The following is a 25687-nucleotide window of genomic DNA, read 5'->3' on the forward strand; positions in this document are numbered from 1 at the left end:
CGAAGCCCCGGCCGGCCGCATCGACGGCACCCTGCTGTGGTCGCCGCCGGGCGTGCGCGCCGAGTACGTGCTGCGCCAGGCCAAGGCCCAGCTGGGCCAGCGCCTGCGCCTGGACCGCATCGGCAACGTCGCCGCCGGCGACGGCTTCGGCGCGCTGCGTTTCGCGCCCGGCCACCCGGAGGCGGGCAGCGCCCGGCGCTGGGAAGAGTCCCTGCGCGCGGCGGGCCTGGAGCCGGCCGGTTCGGTGGACTGGCTGCCGCACGTGGACGGCTACACCTTCGCCGCGCTCGGTGGCGCCCGCGTGCTGGCGCTGCTGACCGACCCGCGCGATGCCCTGCTCAACTGGATGCTGCACGGCAGCCTGCAGAACTACCTGTTCCTGCACGAAGTCGGCCATTCGGCCGAGTGGCTGGCGTCGGTGCTCGAGGCCCTGGCCGATGAAGCCGAGGCCTCGGGCCGCATCGAACTGGTGCGCCTGGACACCGACGCCGGCGAAGCCGCGCAGCGCATCGAACAGGCGCTCGGCCTCGGCGAGCCGCTGCCGGGCGTGATGGGCCGCGGCACGCGTTTCCCCACCGGCCACTGGCGCAATTACCGCGAAGCCTTCGCGGAAGAATTCGCCCGCCTGGCCCCGGTGGCCGCCCGCCTGGGTTACCCGGCCGACTGAGGCACCGCGCCGGCGGGCCTCAGCCGCCCGCCGGCAACCCCAGCAGCAACGCCGCGCCCAGGCCGATGCGGTACCAGGCGAAGGGCGTGAAGCGGTGCGTGGCGATATAGCCCAGCAGCCAGCGCACGGTGGCGAAACCGGTGGCCGTGGCGGCCGCGAAGGCCACCGCCAGGCCCAGCCAGTCCTCGTCGCCGGCGGTGCCCTCGAGCACCGTCTCCAGCAGCGCGTAACCGCTGGCGGCGAACATGGTGGGGATGCCCACCAGGAACACGAACTCGGCCGCCGCCGGCTTGCGGTTCAACCCCAGCAGCAGGGCGATGAAGATGGCCGCGGCCGAGCGCGACGTGCCCGGGAACACGCCGGCCAGCACCTGGGCCAGGCCCACGGCGACCGCGATCTTCCAGGTCACCGCGTCGCTGGGCGGGCCGCGTTCGCCCAGGCGCTCGGCCACCAGCATCCAGACGCCGCCGATCACCAGCGCCCAGGCCACCGGCGTCACGGTCTCGGGCAACTCCCAGCCCAGCAGGCGCACCGGCAGGCCGATCACGGCGGTGACGGCGAAGGCCAGGGCGATCTTGAGCAGGTAATCGCGCTGCGCCTTCACGCCAAGGCCCGTGGCCAGCTGCCACAGCCGCTGGCGGTAGACCAGGGTGATGGCCAGGATGGCGCCTGCCTGGATGCTGATGTTGAACAGGTCGGAGCGCGCGCCCAGCCAGTGCTGGGCGATCAGCAGGTGCCCGGTGCTGGAGATGGGCAGGAATTCGGTCAGGCCCTCGAGGATGCCAAGCAGCAGGGCGGTCAGCAGGTCGGTCACGGTGGTCCGGGTGGGCGGTGGAGCCCGCAAGCATACCCGCGCCCGCCGCAGGCCCTGTAGGAGCGGTTGTAGGAGCGGCTTCAGCCGCGACCGCTCTTCGCGAAAAGCGGTCGCGGCTGAAGCCGCTCCTACAGGGGTAGGGTCCGTTTGTATCGGTTTGGTGCAAGCTGGTGCGAAAGCCGCACCATTTTGGGGCTTGTCCCGCCCATGGCTCGCGCAAAACGACGTAAAAACAACAGCTTGCGCCGCCGGCTCCGTTGGCACGCCCCTTGCAATCCAATGGCCACGTCCCTCCTTCCAGGAATGTTTCCCATGCCCTACAGCCACATCGAAAAACTCATCAAGGACAACGCGGTCGAGTTCGTGGACCTGCGCTTCGCCGACGTGCGCGGCGTGCAGCACCACGTGAGCTTCCCGGTCTCCATCGTCGAGCCGGCGCTGTTCGAGGACGGCAAGATGTTCGACGGCAGCTCGATCGCCGGCTGGAAGGGCATCAACGAGTCCGACATGGTGCTGCTGCCGGACCCGGACACCGCGGTGATGGACCCGTTCACCGCCGACCCGACCCTGATCCTGACCTGCGACGTGCTCGACCCGGCCACCATGCAGGGCTACTCGCGTTGCCCGCGCGGCATCGCCAAGCGCGCCGAGGCCTTCCTCAAGGCCAGCGGCATCGCCGAGCAGGCCTTCTTCGGCCCCGAGCCCGAGTTCTTCATCTTCGACTCCGTGCGCTGGGCCAACGAGATGGGCCACACCTTCTTCGAGGTGGATTCCGAGGAAGCGCACTGGAACAGCAAGAAGAAGTACGAAGGCGGCAACTCCGGCTACCGCCCGGGCCTGAAGGGCGGCTACTTCCCGGTGGCGCCGACCGATTCGCTGCACGACATCCGCGCCGAGATGTGCAAGCTGCTCATGGCCGCGGGCCAGGAAGTGGAAGTGCACCACCATGAAGTGGCCAATGCCGGCCAGTGCGAGATCGGCACCAAGTTCAACTCGCTGGTGAAGAAGGCCGACGAGCTGTTCATGCTCAAGTACATCGTCAAGAACGTCGCGCACCGCAACGGCAAGACCGCCACCTTCATGCCCAAGCCGCTGGTCGGCGACAACGGCAGCGGCATGCACGTGCACCAGTCGCTGGCCAAGGGCGGCGTGAACCTGTTCACCGGCGACGGCTACGGCGGCCTGTCGCAGATCGCGCTGTGGTACATCGGCGGTATCTTCAAGCACGCCCGCGCCATCAACGCCTTCACCAACTCGGGCACCAACAGCTACAAGCGCCTGGTGCCGGGCTTCGAGGCGCCGGTGATGCTGGCCTACTCGGCCTCGAACCGCTCGGCGTCCTGCCGCATCCCGTACGTGGCCAACCCGAAGGCGCGCCGCATCGAAATGCGCTTCCCGGACCCGATCCAGTCGGGCTACCTCACCTTCACCGCGCTGATGATGGCCGGCCTGGACGGCATCCGTAACAAGATCGACCCGGGCGCGCCGAGCGACAAGGACCTGTACGACCTGCCGCCCGAGGAAGAGAAGAACATCCCGACCGTCTGCCATTCGCTCGACCAGGCCCTCGAGGCGCTGGACAAGGACCGCGAGTTCCTCAAGGCCGGCGGCGTGATGACCGACGACTTCATCGACAGCTACATCGCGCTGAAGATGCAGGAAGTGACCAAGTTCCGCGCGGCCACGCACCCGCTGGAATACCAGATGTACTACGGCGTCTGAGCCTCCCCCACGAGTCTCGTCGGATGCCGGCGGCCCGGGGAAACCCGGGCCGCTTTTTCTTATAGCATCGCGGCATGCCGCCCAATCCGACCCCCGCGCCCACCGGCCGCCTGCTGCTGATCGACGACGATCCGGCCCTGCTCGATTCGCTGCGCCTGTTCCTCGAATCCGAGGGGCACCGCGTGCACACCGCCGAAACCCTCGACGAAGGCCTGCGCCTGGCCGCCACGCTGCCGCTGCAGGTCTGCCTGCTCGACCGCAACCTGGGCATGGATTCGGGCGTGGACGCGCTGCCGAAACTGCTTGAACTGGCGCCGCGGCTGCGGGTGGTGATGCTGACCGCGCACGGCCGCGTCGAGGACGCGATCGAGGCGATGGCGCGCGGCGCGTCCGATTACCTGGTCAAACCCTGTTCGCCCGCGCAGCTGCGCGTGGCCGTGGCGCGCCAGCTCGACACCGGCCGGCTGATCGACCGCATCGCCGCGCTCGAAAGCCAGCAGGAGTCCGACCCGGCCGAACTGGCCAGCGCCAACCCGGCCATGCAGGCGGTAATCGCGATGGCGCGCCAGGTGGCGGCCACCGACGCCAACGTGCTGCTGCTGGGCGAAAGCGGCACCGGCAAGGGCGTGCTGGCGCGCGCCATCCACCGCTGGAGCCCGCGCGCGGCCGCGCCCATGGCCACCGTGCACTGCCCCTCGCTGTCGCCCGAACTGCTCGAGAGCGAACTGTTCGGCCACGCCCGCGGCGCCTTCACCGGCGCGGCGCAGAGCACGCCGGGCCGCGTCGGCCACGCCGAGGGCGGCACCCTGCTGCTCGACGAAATCGGCGATTTCCCGCTGGCGCTGCAGCCCAAGCTGCTGCGCTTCATCGAGGACAAGGCCTACGAGCGCGTCGGCGACCCGGTGACCCGCCGCGCCGACGTGCGCCTGGTGGCCGCCACCAACCACGACCTCGCCGCGCAGGTCGCCGAAGGCCGTTTCCGCGCCGACCTGTATTACCGCCTCAACGTGGTGGCGCTGGCGCTGCCGCCGCTGCGCGAGCGGCCCGAGGACATCGACGCGCTGGCCGAAGGTTTCCTGGCGCGGTTCGCGCGCCGTCACGGGCGGCCCGCGCGCCGCTTCGCACCGGCCGCCGCCACCGCGCTGCGGGCCTATGCCTGGCCCGGGAACGTGCGCGAACTGCAGAACGTGGTCGAGCGCGCCGTCATCCTGTGCCCGGACGCACAGGTCGGCCCGGACTGGCTGCAACTGGCGGGCGGCGCCGCCGCGACCCCGCCGGGCGCCGGGCCCGGCGCAGCGCTCACGCTCGACGAACTCGAACGCGGGCACATCGCCGCCGTGCTGGCGCAGGCGCCGACGCTGGAAGAAGCCGCGCGCACGCTCGGCATCGACGCCTCCACCCTCTACCGAAAGCGCAAGGCCCTGGGCCTGTGAGCCTGCCGCGCCCGGGCCGCCGCGCGCTGTTTTCCGGCCTGCTGGTGCTGGCGGTGGCGGCGCTGCTGGTGTCCTCGGTGCTGTCGCTGCGCACGGCCGACCGGCTCGCCGTGTCCATTGCCAGCGTCAGCCAGACCCAGCGCGTGATCGAACAGATCAACCGGCTCTGGGGCTTGCTCGGCGACCGCGACAGCGAGGTGCTGCGCTACCTGCTGGTGGGCCGCGAGGAGAACCTGCAGGCCTTCCGCGAGACCCTGCGGCGCATGGAAACCGCGCGCGCCCAGCTGGCCGGGGAAACCAGCGGCGACCCGGTGCAGGCGGCGGCGCTGCAGGAACTGTCGCGCCTGCACGAAGAGCGCATCGAGCGCGCCGAGCAGCTGATCGCGCTCAAGCGCCGCGCGCTCGGGGGCGACGCCGGGGCCGCGGCCCGGCTCGACCGCGAGTTCGACGGCAGCCCCGCCAGCGGCAACGCCGAAGCCATGCGCGCCATCCTCGACGGCATGGTGCAGCATGAACGCGACCGCCTCGCGCGCCAGCGCGCCCAGCGCGAGCTCACCGTGCGCCACAACCGCCAGACCGTGCTGGCGGCGAACGGGCTGGCGCTGGTCGCCGGCATCACGGCGCTGCTGGCCATCGGCCGCCTGCGCCGCCGCGAGCGCGAGGCCGAGCGCGCCGCGTTCGAGGCCCAGCAGGCCCGGCGCATCGCCAGCGAACGCCAGGCCAGCCTGGAGCTGGTGGCGCACGACCTGCGCGGCCACTTCGGCAACCTGATCTTCGCTTCGGACCTGGTGCGCGACGCCGCCGCGCCCGAGGCGCGCGCGCGGCTGGCGGCGTCGGTGCGGGGTTCGGCGGCGTCCGGCCTGCTGTTCCTGCAGGCCGTGCTGGAGCAGGCGGCGGGCGAAGCGCGCGGCGAAGCGGTGGTGGCGCTGGACCTGGGCGCCGAACTGCGCCGCGTGCTGGAGGAATTCGCCACGCCGGCGGCGACGCGCGGGATCCGCTTTTCGCGCCAGGGCGACGACGGCCTGGCCTTGCGTGGCCAGCCGCTGGCGCTGGCGCACGTGTTGCGCAACCTGGTGTCGAACGCGGTGAAGTTCGCGCCCGAAGGCGGCCTGGTGGAGTTCGAGGCGGAAACCCTGCCCGACCGCGGCCGCCTGCGCGTACTCGACCGCGGCCCCGGCGTGCCGGAGGCCGAACGGGGCGCGCTGTTCCAGCGTTACGTGCCGCTGTCGCCGGCACCGGGCGGGGCGGCGCCGGCGTCCACCGGCCTGGGCCTGGCGCTGGCGCGACAGCATGCCCGCGCCCAGGGCGGCGAGTTGCGCTACGAGCCGCGCGCCGGCGGCGGCGCCTGCTTCGTGCTGGAGTGGCCGCGGGCCTGAAGCATTGCAAGTTGCAATGCGGCGCATTGCATTTCGCACGAACGGGTCGGGGGCCTGCCATCGGGAGCCGCGCCAGCAGTGGCTTTCCACGCTGGCACGGAGATTGCGTGGCAACCGGAACCGAGTCCCGGACGTTCCTGCCCGCCATGCCCATCGACGACCTGCGCCACGTGCCCGCCATCGACGACGCCGACGTCCCGCCCCAGGACGCCCCGGTGCGTACCGCGGCCGTGCCGGCGGGCGCCGAGTTCAGCTGGGCCTTCGGGCGGCCGCTGGCGAGCGCCGCCGGCGACGACCCGGCCTGGCGCGAGTTCCTCGCGCCGGGCGCCAGCGGCGACGACGCCTGGCTGGATTACCTGCGCCGCTGAATCGAATCAGCCGGCCGGCGCCGGCGCCGCGGGCAGCGGGTGCGCGCGCAGCGCCTTGAAGCGCCAGCCCTCGCCTTCGCGCACCACGAGCGTGTGGTTGACGAAGCGGCGCAGCAGTTCGCGGCCACCGTCGGCCGTTTCGCGCTCCAGCCGCACATGGCCGTCGGCCATCACCACGCCCGGCGCGATTTCGCGCAGCGCCACGATTTCGGTGACGTGGTGCATGCCGGCCGGGCGCCCGGCGAAGGAGCGGGTGAAATAACCGAGGATGCCCTCGCGCGAATCGAAGGCCACGCGGTCGGCCAGGCGGAAATCCGCGTCCGGCGCGAACATCGCCGCCAGCTTGCCGGCGTCGGCGGCGTCCCAGTGCGCGTCGCTCTCGGCGGCCATGGCCAGCAGGGTGGCGCGCTCGGCTTCGGCGAGTTCACGGCATTCAGCGTCGCCGGGGCAGGCCCAGGCGGCCAGTAACAGCAGGCTGGTCCAGAACAGCTTGATCATCGGGGGCTCCGTCGGGCCGCGGGGGTGCGGCGGGGACACGAAGCCTAGCGACCGGCCCGCGGGCAGTCAGCGCGGATGCGGTGAAACGTGGCCGGCACGCGGCGGGCCGCGCCTGTTCAGCCGCCGGGGTCCAGCCCCAGGTAGGCGCGGAACATCCGCGCCTGTTCGGCGACGAAACGCGGGAGCCCGAGTTCCGGCGGGATGCGTTCGAGCACGATCGCCGACTGCAGCGTCTGCAGCGTGGTGAACAGCCCCAGCGAAATCGCCAGCCGCGGCTCCGGGTGCCGGATCTCGCCGGCGCGCTCCAACAGCCAGGCGTGCATGGTGGCCATCAGTTCGGCGCTGCGTTCGGCCTGGCCATGCTGGTCGGGCGACTGCCAGTAACCCACCACCAGCGCCCGGATCAGCCGCTGTCGCGCCACCTGGCTGTCGGCGAAGCCAGCGAGCAGGCCGTCGATGCGCTCGCCCAGGCCGGCCCTGGCCCAGCGCGGCTGCGCCAGCATGTCGCGCAGGTGCTGGAACTGCTGCGCATGCACGCGTTCGAGCACCAGCGGCAGCAGCGAATCCTTGCCGCGGAAGCGCTTGTAGATGGCGCCCACCGACACATGCGCGCGTTCGGCTACCTGCTCGATGGTCAGCGCCTCGCTGTCGCCTGCGGCCAGCAGGGCCTCGGTGGCGGCCAGGATGCGGTCGCGCGTGGCGGCGCTGCGCGGTTGGCGCGTGGGGCGATCCGGCGAAGGGCGGGCACGTGGCGCCAAGCGCGGTTCCGGTGGCGGGGGCGCGAAAAGTATAGGGCGGTTCGCTTTTGCTTCCCGCAGGCTGCTTGCGTGCCCCCAACCCGCGAGTCCGCCATGGTTCTCCAGCTGCTGGTCGTTGCCTTCGTCTTCCTGGCGGCCTATCTCGGCCTGCCTGCGCTGGGCCTGGCGATGGCCGGGCCGGTGGCCGTGGTACTGGCCGGCGTTGCGGCGGTGGCGCTGCTGCGCCGCGGCGGTGAATCCTGGCCGGCGCTGGGGCTGGCGCGGCCTTCGCGACCCTTGCGCCTGCTGGCGGCTTCGCTGGGTATCGCGGTGCTGGGTTACGCGGCGGCCATCGTCGCCACGGTGGTGGCCACGCAGGTCCTGGGCTGGCCGCCGATGCAGTCCGGAAGGCTCGGTTCGGTGCAGGGCAGCCTGCCGGCGCTGCTGGGTTTGCTGGCCATCGCCTGGACTACCGCCGCGCTGGGCGAAGAGCTGTTGTTCCGCGGTTTCCTGCAGGGCCGGCTGCAGGCGCTGCTGGGTCCGCGCCGCGGTGCCGGTCTGCTGGCCGCGGCGGCCCAGGGCCTGGTGTTCGGCCTCGCCCACGCCTACCAGGGCGCCACCGGCATCCTGGTCACCGGCTGCCTGGGCCTGGTGTTCGGCCTGCTCTACCTGCGCACGAAATCGCTCTGGCCCCTGGTCATCGCCCATGGCCTGATCGACACGCTTAGCCTGCTGGCGCTTTACGCGGGCCGCCTGCCGGCGCAGTAAGCGGCCGGCGACGGGCGCGGATTTGGCCGATACTGCCGGCCATGTCCAGCCCGCATGTCATTTCGCTGCCGGTCGCGGTGGCCCACGAAGAATCGCCCGTCGCCGCCGACCGCGTGCTTTCGGGCGAACCGGTGCAAAGCACCTGGCTCGAATACGCAGACGAAGGCAGCGGCTTCTACGTCGGCCGCTGGCGCTGCACGCCGGGCAAGTGGCGCATCGCCTACACCGAGCAGGAGTACTGCCTGGTGCTTTCAGGCACCAGCGTGCTCACCGCCGAAGACGGCACCGCGCTGACCGTGCGCGCCGGCGACGCCTTCGTCATCCCGGCCGGTTTCCGCGGTACCTGGGAAGTGCTGGAGACCACCACCAAGCGCTTCGTCATCCACGAGCCGGCCGGCGGGGGCTGAGGCGGCGGGAGTGGCCATGATCCGAGAGCTTGTGCCTCCGGGCTGACATAGCCTGTGCCCACAGGGGCAACTTTTGCACAAAGTATGCGCTTCGCAGCCTCTATCCCGATGCAATCGAGAACAAAAACATAGACTTATCGGGGGCGCAGGTAGGCTCTGGACGCGCATAGTCCGTACGGTCCTCTTCCTCGGCGTGGCGGGGCCAACAAGTCCCAACCGCACATGCTGGTGCCCGAGAGAGCGTGGCCGCACGCTGGGGTGTCCATGCTTTCAATGCCCAACGATGTCCTCCAAGGGACTGACGCAGCGGGTGCGGGAGGAGTTGATCGTCGGAGCCTGCCAATGCTGACCAGGTTGCTGCTTCTGCCGACGGCAAGGCCCCGGAAGCCTCCCACTCGCGCGTTCGACCCATAAGGAAAGGTTTGCGGCCGTCCCGTGGCGCGTCTCGGGCGCTGAGATAGACTGATTCGGAGGGCCACCGGCCGGCGGCCCCCAAATCTAGTCGTCAGGCTGATGACGGAGACTCCGAGTGCAACCTTCACAAATTTCGGCTCTTGCCGAATCGATTGCCTGGATGCTGTGTTCTCATGCCGCTCACGGCATGTCGACAGATTCAATCAAAGGTGTTGGCGAAATCACGCTTCGCGACGCATTGATAGTTGCCGCTGCGTCAATCGGAGCTAAGCAAAAAAGGGCGTGGCTGTTGAGTCGCGAGATCGAGCCCAGTGGATGGACTGACGCCGCGGTTGATCTCATGATCTATCGAGTGTCAGGAGCGACTGAGACCCTGGTTGGGGGGACTGAACTCAAATGGTGGCGACAAGCTGATGTCAGAAATAGCAGCAACCGGCGCACACATCTCGTAAGAGACTTTGTGCGTGCTGCCGCGCTCTACAACATGAGCGAATCTTTCGCTTTCGTCGCACTACTATCCATTACGGACTCATGGACAGCTACGACCGACACAAGAGGTCGTGACAAGCCAATTGTCGACAAACTCAAGTCCACCAGTTCAGAACTATGGAGCTTGAACCAGCTTATTGATTGCCCATCGATTAGAGCAACGGTGAAAGCGCTCAATGGGAAAGTACCAATCGCAAGTTCATTTCGTACAAAGCTAGCCGCTACGTGTTCGCTTCTAGATCCAACCGGAGTCCTGTGCAGCGCAAGAGTCTGGGAGGTTTCGAAGGTCAGAAACAGTCACTGGATCGAAGACCCTGACGAGATCGCGAAATACACGGCTCCAGCCTAGAGAACCGTTTAAGCCGACGCGGATTCCTGGCGCGACTTGATTTGGATTTTTCCCATCGTCCGCTACCGACCGTAGAGGGACTTGAGATCGGGGCAGATTCTGACCCAAAGCTGTCGTTCGCGGTTCAGCGCTTAGCCAATTGTTCCGGCCGGAAATGACCGCGAAACAGGTGAAACTGAGCAATAGAGTGCCTCCGGGATTGCGTTGAATTGTTTGCCGAACGCGGCCCGAATACACTCGCGAGGTATCATCGGGTGGCGAGCCGGCGGCCGTAAAGCCGATCAGGAGCTCGCAATCTACGCCTCGTCACTTCTGCAGCAGACGCCAAGCCATAACCCAGCAGATGCAATTCTACTTATTGATCTTGGATCCGAGTCGGGGAGCGCCGTGATTGCGCGATTGAGAGCTACTCTTGCAGGGGTTTGCGCACTTGCCGGCGTTGATTTTTCCGGCATCGGGATAATCGTCCATAGGCCAGATGCTAAGCTCCCCATCTATCCTTTGCGCCTCCATTCGGCTGTGCCGAGCGGTGACAGCGTAGAACACTCGTTGGCGACAGTTGCTTCCAATGGGAGCGACCTGCATGACGGGTTTCACTTGCTGACTACGGACTGGCGAATCTCGGCAGTCGCTCAGTACTTTTCGCCTCCAGTTCCCGCCAACCCGCAGATCAACTGGGACCGAAGATTCGGGGGAAGGTACTTGGCCGCTCAGTTTGGCTCTGCACTTCCCGGGGTAGAGCTGTGCGGAATCGCAACAACCTCGCTAGGCATCGCCATCTTTAGGCATGGTCGCGAAGTTCATTTCGAGACACTCTAAATGATCTCTTTGATTTCGCCACTCAAGATCATCAAGTTCATCGCTGTAGCGTATGCGGGCTTCTGCGCGATTATTTGGCTGCTGATTGAGTGGCTATGGCCCGGCATCGAGACTGAGCTACTCCTGCGCGTTGTTTTCTCTCTCGCGCTCTTGCTCGATGCTGCCCTGTGGGTGACAGCCTATTTTCTCTGGCGAAAGCTTTGGGCTCGATATCCGATCTTGAGTACGGCCTTGTTTCCAGACCTAAACGGGGATTGGCGTATGGCTATCCAATGGTCGGGGGTTGACGACAAAGGAATCCCCGCCCAGGGTACGGTCCAAGCGACCGCAAGCATCAAGCAGACCCTCTTGCATTTGAGTATGGAAGTAGAGTCACACGACTCTGATTCCGAGACACTAATCGCGAAGCCTCGAAAGGATCCTGAGTCCGGGCGGCCGATGATCTACTACTTATATCGCGTGATCCCGAGGAAAACGACTGCCAAAGTAGCTTCGCCTTACGAAGGCGCAGCCATTCTGAGGTTCGATGCCGGTCCCGGCCCTCGTCTGCGTGGCAACTACTTTACGAGCAGGATGAGGCACGGTCACTTCACGCTCGAGCGCATCTAGCCAGCGCGACAAGCTCGCGATCTGACCGATGATTATGGTGCGCTGGACATGCGTCACGAATGCGTCGCTCAGTCGACCTCGACGCACTCGATCGGCGCAATCGCCGATCCGCTCCCTACGCCCACCCAGCGGCCCTTTATGCCCACAATCAAGAACACTAGGGGACGACGCTGTTCGAGCAACAACATGCGCCATTCGCGCAAGTCCTTGCCTGAAGGATTGGGCCAGTCTTCCGGATGCGTGTGCCACTCGCCGAGATAGTCCCCAGTGCGATTGGTGCGTTCCCAATGACGCAGCGCGGCTTGAGCATGGCCGTTTTGGTTCCGATGAAACCACATGCGCGTGCGCTCATCGGTCGGCAACGGCTCGGTCAGATCGGCCACGTGAAGATGGGGTGGCCGGCGAAAGCCCAGCAAGATGCCACCGGCCTCGGGCGCGGTCGCGGTGACCTGGCGATGCGTGTCCACGACCGCAGTAATGCGTGGTTCGAACAACACTCGCCCGAGCGAGCGCGGCAAGTGGCCAATCAGCGCGCGCACGCCGGGCATCCTTTGAGCCGCTCGATGTCGTGGTTCTTCACCTTGAACACCTGCGCGTGCTCGTGCACGCGGGTCCGAAACCGCGGCGATACCTCGCCATCTAGCCAGTCCATGACGAAATCGCAAGCCAGCGCGGCCGCGACCGTGGGCGTGGTCGTGCTGTAGGGCGTGAAAGCGTGGCAGCCGACGAAGGCGCGCACCGGCGGAACCTTGAGCAGAGGGAAGCGCGGCTTGCCGAAATCCTCGCCAGCATCGAGCTTCAGGCAGCGATAGCAGCCGCCGCGGCTGGCATCGACCCACAGACCCTGCGCGGCCTCGCCGTTGCCGGCAACCCACAGGTGCAACGCCGGTGTATTGCGCGTTCCGTCGACGTGGTGCGCATTGAGTGCCTCGGCAAACGTAGCTTCACCGGTGGCGTTGATGATCAGGTCGGCCTTTGGCAGGACACTCGGCACCAAGTGCTGCGCCACGCCTTCGATACGGGAGAAGGGAAACTGCGCTTTAGCGCGCTCGGCCACAGCCTGGGCCTTGTTGCGGAACAGGCTCTCGTAGCCCAACCAGTGCCGCCCGAGGTTGTCAGGTTCCAGCTGGCCACCGTCGTAGCACCGCAGCACGCCACCCGCGGTGCCCGCGCCCAGGCGTGCGAGTCCGGCGGCGAGAAAGCCGCCGATCGCGCCGCAACCCACCAGGGCGATCTTCTTGCCCGCCAGCGACTTGGTGTCCAGGCGCATGAGGTTGCGCTGGTGCACGTGCGTGCTACCTGCTTCTTGGAACGAGCGCCGTTCCACCGCGATGTCCTTGGCGTGCGCGTGCAGGTAGTGCCGGTAAGCGCGCCCGCGCTGGAAGCTCCCGACAACCTTGGGGTCTAGCGAGAAGCCTATGCCAAACCAGCCCGCCGGCGAACCGAATAGCAACTCCCGGCGACCATCTTTGATCAACTTGCGATCAAGCAGGTGGTCCTGCACATCGTCGTAGACGCGCCGGTCCCATGCCTTGAGCCAGGCGAAAGCCTCCGACAAGGTCTTCGGCAGCCCGAACGCCGGACAGGCCGGATAGCGGTCGGAAGTGAACATGGCGCCGGAAATGGGGATCTTGGTCGGCTGCGGCCAGCCCGCGGCTTTGCAGAACCGTGTAACCTCATCAAGCTGAGCACTGACGAACAAGCGGTGCTCGCCGACCGGGCCCACGTCGTACCACTGCATGGCCGATGCGCGTTTGGAATGCTCGCCCACCAGGCCGCCGTATCCGCTCGCGGTGTCGGCATTGGTCCAGTGCACGAGGAATTCGCCATGGAACTCGGCCTCGTAGAAAGCGGGGCTCTCAACCATCTGGTCGAGCAGCCAAGTTGCCTTGTCCAAGCACTGCGCTACGGCAAGTTCAGGCCGGAAGCGGTCGAGCACGACCGAGCTTTCGGCAAAAAGGCACAACACGCCGTCCGCCGACACATGCGGCAAGACCTTCGGCAGGAAGGCCGGTCGCTCCAGCAACTGTACGGTGGGGTAGGTCAGAAAATCCCAGTCGCGCACATTCAAGAGCACGGGCACCTTGCCCTTTGCGCAGGGCAAGCTACCTTCGAAGCTGTGCACCTTCGAGCTGATTTGCACGCGCGAGAAGCCACGCGCTCGCAGCTGGCGCAGCGCCGGACCCAGCGGCACGTCGGCGGGCATGCGCGATCAGCCCGATTCGGTGGCCTTGACGACCGGCGCGGCGACGATCGTGGCAGCCGCGGCGCGCACATCGGCCGAGCCGTCAGACTCCAACCAGTCAGGCCTGTTGGGGATGCGATCGCCCAACTGCTGGCGGACATCAGCGACTGCATCGGTCCGCAGGTTCGGTCCATAGCTGCGCACAAGCCTCAGGCGCTTGGCTAGCTGGTTGGCACGCTCGACTGCGATGCGCTTTTCCTCGGCCGAAAGGCCCTTCAGGAAGTCCTCCCTGCCAAAATCGATGCCCCGTTCGCGCAGTTCGCCGCTCAACGCCTCGGCCATATTGGCGGCCGCATCTTCCAGTGCCAGGTCATCGCGCCGCGGGCGTGCGGAAAAATCGCGGGCGATGGCGATCATCAGTGCCACCGAGGACGGCCCGCCGTTCGGCCACCAGAAATCGCGCCATGCCTTGACGTAGCGGCAGATGCGGCGAAGCTGAGGGCCGTGCTCCTCCACCAGCGTGCGCCACCAGCGCGTCACCGCGGCTGGGTCAGAGGGCTTCCAAGTGCCGTCGCGCTGTGCCAGATGGATCTCGTCCATCTCAACCCAGAAGCTTTCCGTCAGATCAGATCCGGCGTCGAAGTCGGCGTACTCTGCCTTGGCTACCGCCGCGCGTTCGACGATCGTAGTGAAGATATGCTCAGGCGCGGCGTACAGCGGCACATCAATGTGCGCCCAGGTGCTCACCTTCAGTCGCACGCAGGTGTCCTTGCTGTCATCCAGCGTCCAGCCTTCGGTCTGGCACAGGCGGCGTAGCAAGGATTCCACGAGCTCGAAATACGCCTTAGCCGCGACACGCGGCCGACGGTCCTCGAAGGCGCTCACCGGCAGGTACACGCCGTAGTCCAGGTCCATTTCTTGGTGGGTATGCGCCCGCTGGATGCAGGTCCGGTACGCGCATGAGCCTTGCATTCGGAAGCGCGGAGCGACCGCGTGGTCCAGACCGAGCACTGAGACAGACGCTTTACGGATGCCTTCACGCAGATGTTCGCGGATCTTGATACGGCAGGCATCGAGGTAATCATGCTGGCGCGCCGAGGGTTCGATACGTTCGTCGAATGCCTCCAGGTCGCCATCGTTGAGCAGCAGCTTGTTCCACTTGAGCATGGCGGCGTCCTGACGCTAGAAGAAGGTGGGAGTGTTCGAACGTCGGTCGAGCAGCGCGCGTAGGCGGTCGTTGCCGATCGCCCACTTCGCCCGCTCGTGCGCGGTGCCGATCAGCACCTCAGTTGCCGCCGGCGTGGCCTTGTCCAGCGCCACGGCCCGTGCCCGCGCGTCGGTAAGATCGTCATCGAGCTGGATGTAGCGCTCACCAAGGCGGTGGGTGAGCATGAAATGTACCAACGACTCCTGCGCCGAGAGCGTCAATCCAAACAGCTGCCCGGGCGTATCGACCGGATTGATGCCGCCCCAGCTCGTCATGCCGCCGTTACGGTTCTTGCGCGGATCGACCGTGGCTTTTGTCGACATGGTGCCAACCGAGAGCAGGTGCACGCGATCGGGCGAACGGCCGAAGAAGAACTCGGCCTCGTGCAAGGCCAGCAGACCCGGTGCATTAGCGAACAGGCCGCCGTCGACGTACTGGCAGTTGTTGAATACGTGGCGCGGGAAGTAGGTGGGCGCGGCGCTCGTTGCCAGTGCGACGTCGACCAGCCGGAAGTGCTTGTCGGTCTGGAAGTTGCGGTGGTGTGCGGTCTTGAATACCACTGGCTTGCCTGTGGTGTAGTTGATCGCTGGGACCAGGACCGGATGGCGGCACTCCCCTAGCTGACGCTCGCCGAACAGGCTGGAATCAGCCAGCAAGGACTGCAGCGGCGTGCTGGCGTACTTGGACTTGAAGTAGGCGAACAGGCTGCGTCGGCGGAAGATCTCCGCACCGTGGTCTTGGAAAAGGGAGACGATGCGCGCGGCCGGGATTTCGCAGGCGAGCGCCAAAGCCAAGATGCCTCCGATTGAGGTTCCGGCGATCAAATCGAATCGGGTGGCGGCTGGCTCGCCCAAGTGCTGTTCGAGGTCGGCCAGCAGCTGGGCTGTATACAAGCCGCGGAATCCGCCCCCGGACAGGGCCAGCGCCTGGAAATGTGCCGGATCTTGTTCCACGCCGTTCCCCTCCCAAAAGGACGGTTCAACCCTATATGGCGCCAGTCGCACAGCCTGCGACTGGGCTTAAATCCAAACTGGGGGCAGCGGAAATAGATTCAAGGCCAAACGCATCATGTTGGGCGCGCCGCCCCGTCAATGCCCTAAATATGGGCAAAAAGCACCCTTGGCAGGGCGGTCTGCCCGCCGGCGCGGGGCAGCGGCATACTGAGCAATCCGAAGGATTGCTATCGGTCAGCTGGCCGGGCATTCATCAGGGCAACCGTGCCCAATTCTGGCCGATTGCGGCCCCGGGACGGCTTCCACACCCGAGCTGACGGCCGATATGACCGCACCCGCTGCTACCAATGTCCACATCCGCAAGACGGGCTAAGTCCGCGAGAATCGTAATAGAGTGAAGGGGATAAAAGGCCAAAGAAGGGCATCGCATGGCCCCCGTTCCTGCCCCTTATGATGAATATGAGGAAGCCCAACGACGGAGGGCTTCTGAGGACTGGCTGGATGCGGCCTCCGTGGGCGCGCGGCTAGGGAAGGTGCCAGCCGAAGTAACTGCGCTCCGAAAGGCGGGCGAACTCCTAGGGGCATGGCTGCCAAGCGGCCAGCGGTTTCTGTACCCACCGTGGCAGTTCGGCGAACGAGGCAGCCCGATCCCTGAGGTTGCGGCGCTGCTTACGCTACTGAGGTCGCCCAATGGGATGGACATTGGGCTCCCCTCCACGGGGTGGGGAGAGGTTGAGTGGTTCATCTCATTCCACGTCCTGCTAGACGGGTTGAGTCCTGCACAGGTGCTTGAATCCGATCCAGCGCTTGTCCTGGCTGTAGCTCAGGAAGAGTTCGCCGAGCGCTCCCGATCGCGCTAGTTCTCGGGGTAGTGACTGGCTGATGGATCCTCAAAGGCGTCGGGACGGAAAAAAATCCCCCACCAGCCCAAGCCGTCAGTGCTATCAGGAAGTATGGCTGCAGTCACATGGCTCTTTCGTAGAAGCTTCACTTCTTCAGGGATGCGCGAGTCAGCTAACCAGACGCGATCGCACGCTTCCAAGGCGGCCCGTCGACCAATTGCGGGTTCGATGCATACCATCTCGTACAGCCGGGCGTCCGCAAAGGGTTGCCAGCCAAGAAAATGATCCAGCGCCGCAATCAACGCGTCCTTCGAGACGAGCAGGTGCGTGCACCTGGAAATCGCGCTGGGTAGTACCCGCCAGATGATCTTTGTTGCATCGAGGCCTCCGTCTGAGTTGCCAACTAGCTGCTCCAGTCTCAGTCGGGCAAGGAGTGCAAACAGCGATGTCGGCGTGCCAATTCGCTCAAGTGAAGCGCGGAGCTGCGCGTCCCACGGCGCTAGTGATAGCAGGCGCATTCCCTTGGTCTGTATCGCAGCATCGCGCCAGACAGAGGCTCTGACCGCGCCAAAAGGTAGCCGTCGCAGGTAGTCCATCAACGATTCAGCACTCAGCGCCGGATGACACAAGACATCGGCCAGCGGATGGGCGAACCAGAGCGCCAAATTGGACTTCGGAAGGAGTGCCTGAAGTCGCTCCGCATGGCCAGGCTTCAGAGCACCTCCATCCCGGATTGCATGAAATGTCTTCTTGCCCCGCCTTGGCCCGGTGCGTTCACGCCGCTCAGCTAGCGCGGCAGCGTGGGACAACCCTGACTTGCGTTGCAGGACGTAGGACTCAATCTCGTCGACATTCCAGGATCTAGCGACTCTCGCCAGCTCAGCGTCTACAGCAGCCGAAATCAGCTCTCGATACAGCGCCTTCGCCGGCTTCAGATCCATGGCTGTGCCCAAACTGGTGGCGCCACGTGGAAAAAACGGGAACGACATTTTCCCGTGGAGCGAAAATCGTCAAGGCAATATCTTGGCACAACCGAACTGACCCGGATTGTCGAGATGTCCACGAAGGCAAAGTTGGTCGAGGCCTACGGACCGTTGATCTCCGGTGGAGATCTCGCAAGGCTCGCGGGTTTCAAAAGCACGGATGCCCTGCGCGTTGCCGAGCAACGGGGGCGCCTGGGATTTCGTGTGTTCCGAATCGAAGGGCGCAGGGGTCGATTTGCCCGAGTCGAGGAGGTAGTCGACTGGCTCGAGTCCCAAGGTCAGCGCGACCAAGGAGAAGCCGACATGAAGTAACCCAAGGCGCGAAACAAAAAACCGGCGCCCTGGGGCGCCGGCGCTATTTCGAACGGACCGTTTCCGGAACCGCTTCTGGTCATTGGCGTGACAGAGCGAGTTTACGGCGGTGGCCCGACATGTCAAGTCGTCTCTGCGTTGTCCCGGTCTATCCCGGACAGTGCCGAATCGAGGCCGCCATATATGCTCGACTCCACCATTGATCTGCCTTTGGGAACCCGGAAGGCGGTAGTCGAAGCGGTTGCCCAAGCGCTAGGGAAGGCGCTGCGTGGCGTGGCCGATGAGCCAGCCAATTCACCAAGCCAGGAAGCGTTCACCCGCGAACTACGAGATCCGGTCTACAAAAAGCTCGGCCTGACCGAGAGCCAGATCAACGCCCTCGAAGCGATGGTTCTCGACGCCCCGAACAGAACGCCGGGCAAGGGCGCACTCGACAATCTCATCACCCTCGTCTACTCGAAGAAGAACGGTGGGCCGCGTTGGCTCGAAAGCCACACGGTTGAAAGATTGTTCTACTACAGGCTTGAGCGAGACCCGAGTGTCGTTGGATTCGTTACCCAAGTCCGATGCCCTGGGGTGACCCGACAGGTACGAACTGGGGCGCACACGTCCAATCCAACCCTAGACTTCTTGGTCTTCTACAAGGACCGCATAGTTCTTGTCGAATGTAAGACTGAAGAGCATCTGGAGAAGCTGGCAAAGAAGAAGGAGCTCGAGTGGATTAATCAGGATGAGAACTGGATCAACGCAGTTCACATCAAGTATGCCAAAAGCCTCGGCATTGACGCCGAGGTTCATGCCAGCAGCAGGCTCTTCTCAATTGAGCTCCAGAATGCTGAGTTGATCGACGCTGAGCTTAGGGCAGAGGACACGGACGCAGATCAAAGATTGCGGCGCGCCGCAGTCTCCGCCCTTCGCGACAGGCCGTTAACCATTGAAGAGACCGCAGCGATCGTTCCAGGGTTCACCATCCGCCATGCGGCGAAAATGCTGGCGGACGAGAGCGCATTTGGCTTGGAACGAATCGTATCCCTGGGGGATGTGGATTCCTTTCTGCTGTTCAGCGCGGCATTGCAGCGGGACGCAATTGACGCAGAGCTATGGATCGAGCATCTAGATGAGACGGCCGAGCTACGGATAAGCGATCGTCTGCTGCTGGCAAAGCCCAAGCACATTGAACTAGCGAAGAGCCGATTGTCGCGGCTTCAGCGTATTGCACGTGGTGAGGAAGCCCCCACTCGGCGCATGGCTGCCCTTGCAAGCGCCGTTTCGGCAGAGATTGCGGACGGTTCCAGTCCATTGGAGGCTTGCCTAACCAGGCACTCAGAATGCGGGAACTCCGGTCGAAGACTCAGCACTCAGCAGCTAGCAGCCCTCGAGACGGTCGCGGAACAATGGAGCAAGGGAGAGCATCCGAACCGCGAGGCGGCATGGTTCGCAATGGAGAAGCTTTGCCTTGCCAACAACGAACCCACTCCGCACGAAAGCACGCTGAACAGGGAGATTCGAAAAAGGAACCAAACGCGTCGCACGCTGATCATCGATGGAATCCGTCAGTATCAAAAGGACAAGGCGCGCACAGACGGGAGCAAATGCAGCCTGCCGAGCATTCTCTTTGGCCACACACTGATCATCGACTCGTCGAACTTCGATCAGCGCATTGCCGCGAATCTGTTAACTAGTTTCCCGTCCTCAGTCCCGCGGTTCTACGCCGGCTGCGATGGCGCCACGGGCTATCCAATGGCGCAGGCCCTGATGTTCGGGCCAGCCCGGACGGATGGTCTGGCGATACTTATGCGCGACTTCGTTTGCCGTCATGGATTCTTGCCGCGCTGCATCCAACTGGACAGGGGCCCGGAGAATACGGGTCGCTGGATTATGGGGTTCGCGTCCCACTTCGGCATTGAGCTCCGTTGGCCTCCAACGGGCGGAAGCCGATACAACGGGCTTGCAGAGAATGTGATTGGACGCGTCAACCACTTTGTGGCCCACAAGGGCCCTGGAAGTACCTTGCCGGACCAACATGGCCGAGCGGCGGATGGCCGCATGAAGAGCAGGAAGACGGCCATCAAGAGCTTTGAGCAGATCGTTCGCCAGTTTGAGGGCTACTTCTTCGGGGAGCTAGCGAAAACAAGAGTCGGAAAGGAGGCAATGAGTCCGGAGGACCTGCGCGAACATCTAGCCGAGGTGGCTGGCCAGGGAGGCATTCCGTGCCAGTTCGACGACGGCTTCCGCGTGCTGACGTCGATCAGCATAGACGTCCCTCGAACCGTTGCTTCGTCCAGAGGAATCCGCTTAGTCGAGGGCACGTATGCCGGTGCTGCGCTGAACGCCGCTCTTCACGACTCACACATTACGGAGCTGAGGAAAGACTGCATTAATCCAGCTGTCGTGTACGCAAAGGCAAACGGGAACTGGTATCGCGCATTCCGAAGGGATTGCGCCCCACTGCTCTCAGTGTCGGCGGCGCATAAACTGTTCAAACTGCTCAATGAGCCGCTCTGGCGTTCAGAAACCGCAAGCTTCAATAAAGAGCAGCGAAGGCTCACGGCGGAGAGGCGAGAAGCTGAAAAAGCGGAGGCAATGGCGGGGAAAGAGCACCTGGCTGACGCAGTCCCGGAAAGTGCATCGACAGAGGTTGAGAGAAAGATCCATTACCCAGCGGTCGACTGGGCGAAAGCAGCGAGTGCGGCCTGATGATGAAGGAGCCGGTGGACCACAAACACTACACAGATGCGCGCGCACATTTTAGGTATGCGCTTAGGCAGCACATTCCAGGCGGGATGGTGGGGATATGCGGAATGCCAGGCGCCGGAAAAACGTTCCTTAGAAACGAGGTTATGAGGGACATTCTGGGGTCGCCGGACGCCTGGGGCGAGGGGTTCATACCGGCAACGGAGGTAATGGTTCTGCTTGACGCAAACGCAAAATTCTCATCAAAAGCGTTTGCTGCGCGCGCGCACCGGGCAGTCCTGAGGCCAGACTTGCGTGCGCTGTATCGCGATTCAAGTGATGAAGCGAGCGAAAGCTACCTTTCCTCACTGCAAGCCGCTGAAAAGGCGTGGCGCTCGAGTCGCGCCTCATTAAGGACGGCCGAGCACGAGTACTGGCAGTCGTTCGGCGAGGTGGTGACCGAGCGGAAGATCAAGTACGTCTTGTTCGAGCACGCGGCGGCCATTGGAACCACGGCCAAAGGCGAAGAGCCGAAAGATCACCTCTGGAACCTGATGAGTCTTCTTGAGACGACCGGGTGCATGGGAATTCTCAATCTTATCCCGGAAGGTTACCGCCTGTGGGACGGCCGTCCGGAAATTGCTGAACGCCTTGAGCGTGTCTTCATTCGCCCGTACGATATTTGCGACAAAGATCAACTCACGGAGTTCGCGACGAAAGTTGTTCTGAAGGTAGCAAGCGCTTACGAGCTTGAGTCAGAAAAAGTTATTCAGAGCCATATCAATGAAATAGCCATCGCAACCGCCACGAGTATGCGCCCAGTTGAGAAGCTATTTGCAAGGGCAGAGGTCAATGCCCGCAGCCGCGGCAGCGCCACAATCGGAGCGAACGATATCCTAGGGGCATTCGAGACAACGGAGCACATCACAGCTCTCTGGCGCCAGGCGGGACTGCTGAGCCACATCAGCAAACCAGCCACTGGTAAGGAGCTCATGGCAATCCATCAAGCCCATCTGGAAGGGAAGCTGCCATGCCAGACGGAAGGGTGATATTCAAGCCATTGCCGCCGAGTACCCTAAGGTCCGCCGGTCCTGGTCTCCAAGAATCTCTTCACCACTACGCCCTGCGTATTGCGGCGCAATGCTGCATGTCCATACGTAAACTGGAAGAGTTTTTGCTGCGCGACGACCCGAGGGCGCCGAAGGCCGGCAATGCCGCTTTCCCAAGTAGTTGGATTGGGCCTAGGAGCAACTTCCGCACGTTGTTGGACGCGCTGCAGAGAGACACCGGCGTGAGCAACCTTCAGAACGGTACATTCCACGTAATCGCAGACGTCGTAGGACGAGGTGGCACACGTCGCCGCCAGATTCGAGGGGAAGGACGTGTTTGGTGTCCGGTCTGCTATCTGGAATGGGAAGATGAGTCGTCCTGTGAACCCTTGATATGGGCATTTGAGATGTTGAGCGCATGCGCCGTTCACGGCGTACAACTGGAGTCCCGCTGCCACGTCTGTGCCGCATCTCAGGCATTCTCCGTCGGCTACCGCCAGCGGCGCTTCTGCGAACAGTGTGGCTCGCCACTTGGCCACAAGAATGGAGCCGAGGAATCCGACAGGCAGGCGCTATGGGTGAATTCCACCTTGCTTCAGTTCACTGCTTGGATAGAAGAAGTGGATGAGCCCATATCCAACGCGAGGTTTCTGGAGTTCCTGCGGGCGATGAGCGACAGGCGTGGGGAAGAGGAAGGGCTGCCGCAAGTGGTTAAGACATACGTTAGATGGGAACTAGACAAAGCTGTCCAAGAGCGATCTCTTCCCACTTTGGCCACGCTGCTCAACTTCGCTGCCTATCAAGGTGTCGCGGTCCAAGACATTCTTTGCGAACCGACGTTTGCTGCATCTGGTCATTTGGTGCCGAGCGCGGCACGGTTTGACGGTCTCCTGTTTCGTCGCAGGGATCTGCAGCTCCCTCACAGGAGGGTCGTTTACGTTATTTCCAAGCTGACCGTGGGCAAGGGACCTGTTCCCCCGCCTTCAGTTGTCTGGGCAGAGCTTGGCCTTTGGTGCAACGGTGTGCGCGGCTATTGCCCGCATGAACACCAGGCATATAGGGAAAAGTTCCTCGCACAGAGGACGTTTATGGGCCTAGACCGATTCAAGCGGGCGGCCACGTCGTGCATGAGGCTTCTCGAGAGTTCGGCCAGCGATAGCAAGCAGAAAGTGTCTTTACGCGAACACCTGAGGACTAACTACGGGCTTGATGATGCGGGGTCTAGTCACTGTGCCAATGCATGCGCAAATCTGAGAAAGGCGCTTGTTCTAAGCGCAGATGAGGCAGAGCTCATTCGCTTTGAGAAGCACCGCATTAAAAAAACGGAGCGATGGGCCGCTAGCGCTGATCCGTCGTGATCTGGGATGGCACGCTGTTGGCGAGGCTTGTTGCACGACTCCAGAAGGCCCAGCTGTCGTGGACGGGGAGCGGCGCGCTGTCACGCCACCCGCTGGAGCAGGGTGTCGCAGAGTGAACTTCGTGTACTTGAGGGTCGTCCAGTACAGCACCAACCCAAAACCAGCGAAAGCGGTCATTACTTCTTATCCATGCCTGTCACCGACCAAGAGTACTTGTGGACATCAACCAAGCATATGTTGCCTTTTCGCTGTACTACGCTACCGGCGAGGGAGTAACCATCTTTGTTGCCATTGGATCTAGTGCGAGCCATGCGGAGAAGGTGTTCCGCGAAAATGTCCCGGAGTTCTTCCATGCTGGCCTGCAGGTCTTCAGCTGGGACGAGGCGTCCTCCCAGTTTGATGAGGTTAAACGCTACATCCCGCAGCCCGTGATTGAGCTCCTAACAACAAATCCCAAGGGAACCACGGAGTACTTCTCGCATACGCATTACAATCTCTCGTAAGCGGTGACTGAAGAAGACGTCCCGCCTTGTGGGTGGGAGCCGCTATGCAAAGAAGTGAGCTGCGCACCGCAAATTGTTAAAACGGCTCTTGTCATACGAAACCTCGCGCAGTTGCCCGCCCCCATGCTTCTTTCAGCTTCGTAAGCCGGAACTTGTTGGGAGAAAAGCCCGAAGCAATCGCCGCCCACTCAACCAAGTCCGCCTCGCCCTCGGTGAGAACCGCTTCGACCTTGTTCCATTCATGAAGTCGCTTCCACGCGCCTTCTCTCCATAGCTGATTAGCGCGCGCCTTCCAGTCTCCAGGCTTGGGGCGAACAGATCGAACATCGCCAGAAATCAGTGTTTCCAAGAAGTCCTCCCTGAGCTCTATATCGCAGGACTCAATCCGCAACCAACAGGCCTCTCGCTTCACCCACTCAGTGACCAGTCGATTCCTGACTTGCTCCTCAGGGATCTCCATCAAAAGCGGGAGAACCTTCTTGGCGACGCGCATTGCCTCGGCTATGAACCCTGAAGGCGCCTTCTGCGTGCGCCAAATGGCATCGTAGTCAGGCTGAAGCCCAGCGGCGCGCATCCGGCTGCTCAATAGCGCAAGTGTGTAGCTTGAGAGCGGCCGCACAATTGATCCGGGGTACCAACTTTGAGCAGGAATCTCGGAATCTATGGCCTTGGTCAGTATGGCTCTGGCAACAACGCGCTGGAAGTAAGCTACGTCAAAGCCTTCTGGGCTTGCGTTCCATGCCTGAGAAACGATCTTCCCGAACGCCGCAATATTCTTCTGTGCGCCTGAACTGACGACGTGAGGGAGGCAATCGAAAGTAGCCTCATAGCGAGCCACGTCAGTCTTGCTCAGAACCTGCTTCTTCGGATTAAGCATCTGCCATGTCTTGGCCGCAAGCCCATTCTTGCGCCGCAGCTCTACCTTGTAGCTGCCCGTGGTTCGCTCGAAGTACCAGTAGCTATTGACCTCTCCTGCTCTTGACGGCGGCGCAAGAGTCTGGCGAGAAATCTGCTCGATTCGCTTGAAATAGGGATGGCCGGCGAAAAGGTCCGAGGCCGAAACCGCATTCTGCGCATTCGCAAATCGGGCGATGTTGTGTACCGCCTCCTCAAATCCCTCTTCGGGCAGGCGGGACAATTTCATTTGTACGCGGACCTGTGACAGATCCACGCCGGCCTTCTTGGCCCAGTAGAGTGACGCGGTAGTCTGGCCGCCGTTGACGATCTGCAAGCCTTTTACTGAGGTGATCTCCTCGTTGCCATCTGGGTGCCTGCTTAGCACCAAGTCCGATACTGTTACTGTCAACCCGTTGTTGAAGGCGAAAAACATTCCGGGCTCGGTCCTGAGGGTCTCTCGAATGCCCTTGTTAACCTTGCGTGTGTCCCCAAGAAAGGCGCGAACATTCTGTTCGAGGATTCGCCCGCCAAGGCGGTCATAAAGCCCGGCGAGCACGGCCCCGGGCATGACGCACATGTAAGAGTCGTACCTGCTTTCACCCTCAAGGCCCGCCTTCAGGGCCGGAATTCCATGACCGTACTCGGAAGAAAAGTCGATCTCGATTTCCTCCCGGCCTCGAGCCGAGGCTTCCATTCGAGCTAGTCTCGCGATATCCCATAAGTGGACTTCGACGTCCTGCGCACCAATGGAGAGTTCGGGTATCTTGCCTATCGAGCTGCCGGCCGGACGGTCTGTAATGACATACAGGCATGCTTTGGACATTTCCCCGGAGGTAGCAAACGAGAACACCTCCTTTGACAAGGCATGAGCTGGATTGCTCTCGTCCCATTGATCGGCCAATGAGTCGTGGACGCTACCCTCAACAAATCGGAAGCCGGCTTGCACAAGTCGGCGCACATCCTCGGTGAACAGGGGAGGTGGCTCGCTCGCGCCGGAGAAGTCGCAAACAACTACGTTGAGCACTCCATCGCTTGGCGAGAAACTGTAGGCATCGATTTGGACCAGGCCACGATTCCGTGACTGACCTTGAGCGCGACAGATATGGTACTCAGTGAACTCTTCGCCCTCTTCCAGTACCTGGCAAGCGCGATCGATGAATCGGGTGCTTGTGTAGTCGCCTCCTACATGGGCGTCCGCACCTATCTCTCCCAGCAATGCTTCCCGGTACTTGGCTACTTCTTCATCCATGATCTA

The 25687-nt window shown here is 63.4% G+C and carries 20 protein-coding genes and 2 pseudogenes; 13 read left to right on the forward strand and 9 right to left on the reverse strand.

What is annotated here, in order from left to right:
* Positions 1-667 (forward strand): annotated as a pseudogene (locus N790_RS16410) (hypothetical protein); the annotation flags it as partial.
* A 19-nt stretch (positions 668-686) separates the two neighbouring features.
* On the opposite strand, the gene N790_RS06900 reads toward N790_RS16410, so the two are convergent.
* The gene (locus tag N790_RS06900) at positions 687-1481 is read right to left on the reverse strand and encodes an undecaprenyl-diphosphate phosphatase (protein ID WP_043802476.1); all 795 of its coding nucleotides are present in this window, start codon (positions 1479-1481) and stop codon (positions 687-689) included.
* 312 nt (positions 1482-1793) lie between these two features.
* On the opposite strand from N790_RS06900, the gene glnA reads away from it, so the two are divergent.
* From glnA to N790_RS06920, 4 genes are all read left to right on the forward strand, one after another.
* Complete coding sequence (gene glnA / locus N790_RS06905) at positions 1794-3203, forward strand: type I glutamate--ammonia ligase (RefSeq protein ID WP_043802562.1); 1410 nt, start codon at positions 1794-1796, stop codon at positions 3201-3203.
* Positions 3204-3277: 74 nt separating this feature from the next.
* A complete protein-coding gene (locus N790_RS06910) occupies positions 3278-4636 on the forward strand; it encodes a sigma-54-dependent transcriptional regulator (RefSeq protein ID WP_043802479.1) in 1359 nt (452 codons plus the stop codon).
* Positions 4633-6012, forward strand: coding sequence for a sensor histidine kinase (locus N790_RS06915; protein ID WP_043802482.1), 1380 nt, complete (start codon positions 4633-4635; stop codon positions 6010-6012). Before N790_RS06910 ends, N790_RS06915 begins: the two co-directional genes overlap by 4 nt.
* 107 nt (positions 6013-6119) lie before the next feature.
* Positions 6120-6380, forward strand: a complete 261-nt coding sequence (locus N790_RS06920; RefSeq protein ID WP_156969972.1) for a hypothetical protein — start codon at positions 6120-6122, stop codon at positions 6378-6380.
* 6 nt (positions 6381-6386) lie between these two features.
* Here N790_RS06920 and N790_RS06925 read toward each other — a convergent pair whose 3' ends face one another.
* Positions 6387-6878, reverse strand: a complete 492-nt coding sequence (locus N790_RS06925) for a YybH family protein (RefSeq protein WP_043802486.1) — start codon at positions 6876-6878, stop codon at positions 6387-6389.
* A 116-nt stretch (positions 6879-6994) separates the two neighbouring features.
* Positions 6995-7636, reverse strand: coding sequence for a TetR/AcrR family transcriptional regulator (locus N790_RS16415; RefSeq protein WP_052385757.1), 642 nt, complete (start codon positions 7634-7636; stop codon positions 6995-6997).
* A 93-nt stretch (positions 7637-7729) separates the two neighbouring features.
* On the opposite strand from N790_RS16415, the gene N790_RS16420 reads away from it, so the two are divergent.
* The 3 genes from N790_RS16420 (at position 7730) to N790_RS06945 (ending at position 11470) form a co-directional block, all read left to right on the forward strand.
* Positions 7730-8383 (forward strand): CPBP family intramembrane glutamic endopeptidase, encoded by a 654-nt coding sequence (locus N790_RS16420; RefSeq protein WP_052385758.1) that lies wholly within the window; start codon positions 7730-7732, stop codon positions 8381-8383.
* 41 nt (positions 8384-8424) lie between these two features.
* Positions 8425-8790 carry a cupin domain-containing protein gene (locus N790_RS06940; RefSeq protein WP_043802489.1) on the forward strand — a complete coding sequence of 122 codons (366 nt, stop codon included), beginning with the start codon at positions 8425-8427 and terminating at the stop codon, positions 8788-8790.
* Between the two features lie 2071 nt (positions 8791-10861).
* Positions 10862-11470, forward strand: a complete 609-nt coding sequence (locus N790_RS06945; protein ID WP_043802492.1) for a Cap15 family cyclic dinucleotide receptor domain-containing protein — start codon at positions 10862-10864, stop codon at positions 11468-11470.
* A 68-nt stretch (positions 11471-11538) separates the two neighbouring features.
* On the opposite strand, the gene N790_RS06950 is transcribed toward N790_RS06945, so the two are convergent.
* The 5 genes from N790_RS06950 to N790_RS15975 form a co-directional block, all read right to left on the reverse strand.
* Positions 11539-12009 (reverse strand): Mov34/MPN/PAD-1 family protein, encoded by a 471-nt coding sequence (locus N790_RS06950; protein WP_169742154.1) that lies wholly within the window; start codon positions 12007-12009, stop codon positions 11539-11541.
* Positions 11997-13676, reverse strand: coding sequence for a ThiF family adenylyltransferase (locus tag N790_RS06955; protein ID WP_043802493.1), 1680 nt, complete (start codon positions 13674-13676; stop codon positions 11997-11999). Before N790_RS06955 ends, N790_RS06950 begins: the two co-directional genes overlap by 13 nt.
* Before the next feature lie 6 nt (positions 13677-13682).
* Positions 13683-14822 carry a CBASS cGAMP synthase gene (locus N790_RS06960; RefSeq protein WP_043802496.1) on the reverse strand — a complete coding sequence of 380 codons (1140 nt, stop codon included), beginning with the start codon at positions 14820-14822 and terminating at the stop codon, positions 13683-13685.
* 15 nt (positions 14823-14837) lie between these two features.
* The gene (locus tag N790_RS06965; RefSeq protein ID WP_043802497.1) at positions 14838-15815 is read right to left on the reverse strand and encodes a CBASS cGAMP-activated phospholipase; all 978 of its coding nucleotides are present in this window, start codon (positions 15813-15815) and stop codon (positions 14838-14840) included.
* A gap of 856 nt (positions 15816-16671) precedes the next feature.
* Positions 16672-17598: a hypothetical protein gene (locus tag N790_RS15975; protein WP_156969975.1), complete on the reverse strand. Its 927-nt coding sequence runs from the start codon at positions 17596-17598 to the stop codon at positions 16672-16674.
* A 537-nt stretch (positions 17599-18135) separates the two neighbouring features.
* Here N790_RS15975 and N790_RS15980 point away from each other — a divergent pair.
* The 5 genes and pseudogenes from N790_RS15980 (at position 18136) to N790_RS06970 (ending at position 23535) form a co-directional block, all read left to right on the forward strand.
* Positions 18136-20649, forward strand: a complete 2514-nt coding sequence (locus tag N790_RS15980; RefSeq protein ID WP_156969976.1) for a PDDEXK family nuclease — start codon at positions 18136-18138, stop codon at positions 20647-20649.
* Positions 20650-20855: 206 nt separating this feature from the next.
* Positions 20856-21674 (forward strand): hypothetical protein, encoded by an 819-nt coding sequence (locus tag N790_RS15985; RefSeq protein WP_156969977.1) that lies wholly within the window; start codon positions 20856-20858, stop codon positions 21672-21674.
* Positions 21656-22105, forward strand: a pseudogene (locus N790_RS16860) (TniQ family protein); the annotation flags it as partial. The gene N790_RS15985 and the pseudogene N790_RS16860, both read left to right, overlap by 19 nt.
* A gap of 159 nt (positions 22106-22264) precedes the next feature.
* Entirely contained in the window at positions 22265-23032 is a 768-nt protein-coding gene (locus tag N790_RS16690; protein ID WP_245593755.1) for a hypothetical protein, read from the forward strand.
* A gap of 215 nt (positions 23033-23247) precedes the next feature.
* The gene (locus N790_RS06970) at positions 23248-23535 is read left to right on the forward strand and encodes a hypothetical protein (RefSeq protein ID WP_043802500.1); all 288 of its coding nucleotides are present in this window, start codon (positions 23248-23250) and stop codon (positions 23533-23535) included.
* A 91-nt stretch (positions 23536-23626) separates the two neighbouring features.
* Here the strand turns inward: N790_RS06970 and N790_RS15575 are convergent, their stop codons facing one another.
* Positions 23627-25681, reverse strand: a complete 2055-nt coding sequence (locus N790_RS15575) for an AIPR family protein (protein ID WP_084062727.1) — start codon at positions 25679-25681, stop codon at positions 23627-23629.
* Between the last annotated feature and the right edge of the window lie 6 nt (positions 25682-25687).

It is taken from the genome of Arenimonas malthae CC-JY-1, assembly GCF_000747075.1.
Taxonomy (GTDB): domain Bacteria; phylum Pseudomonadota; class Gammaproteobacteria; order Xanthomonadales; family Xanthomonadaceae; genus Arenimonas; species Arenimonas malthae.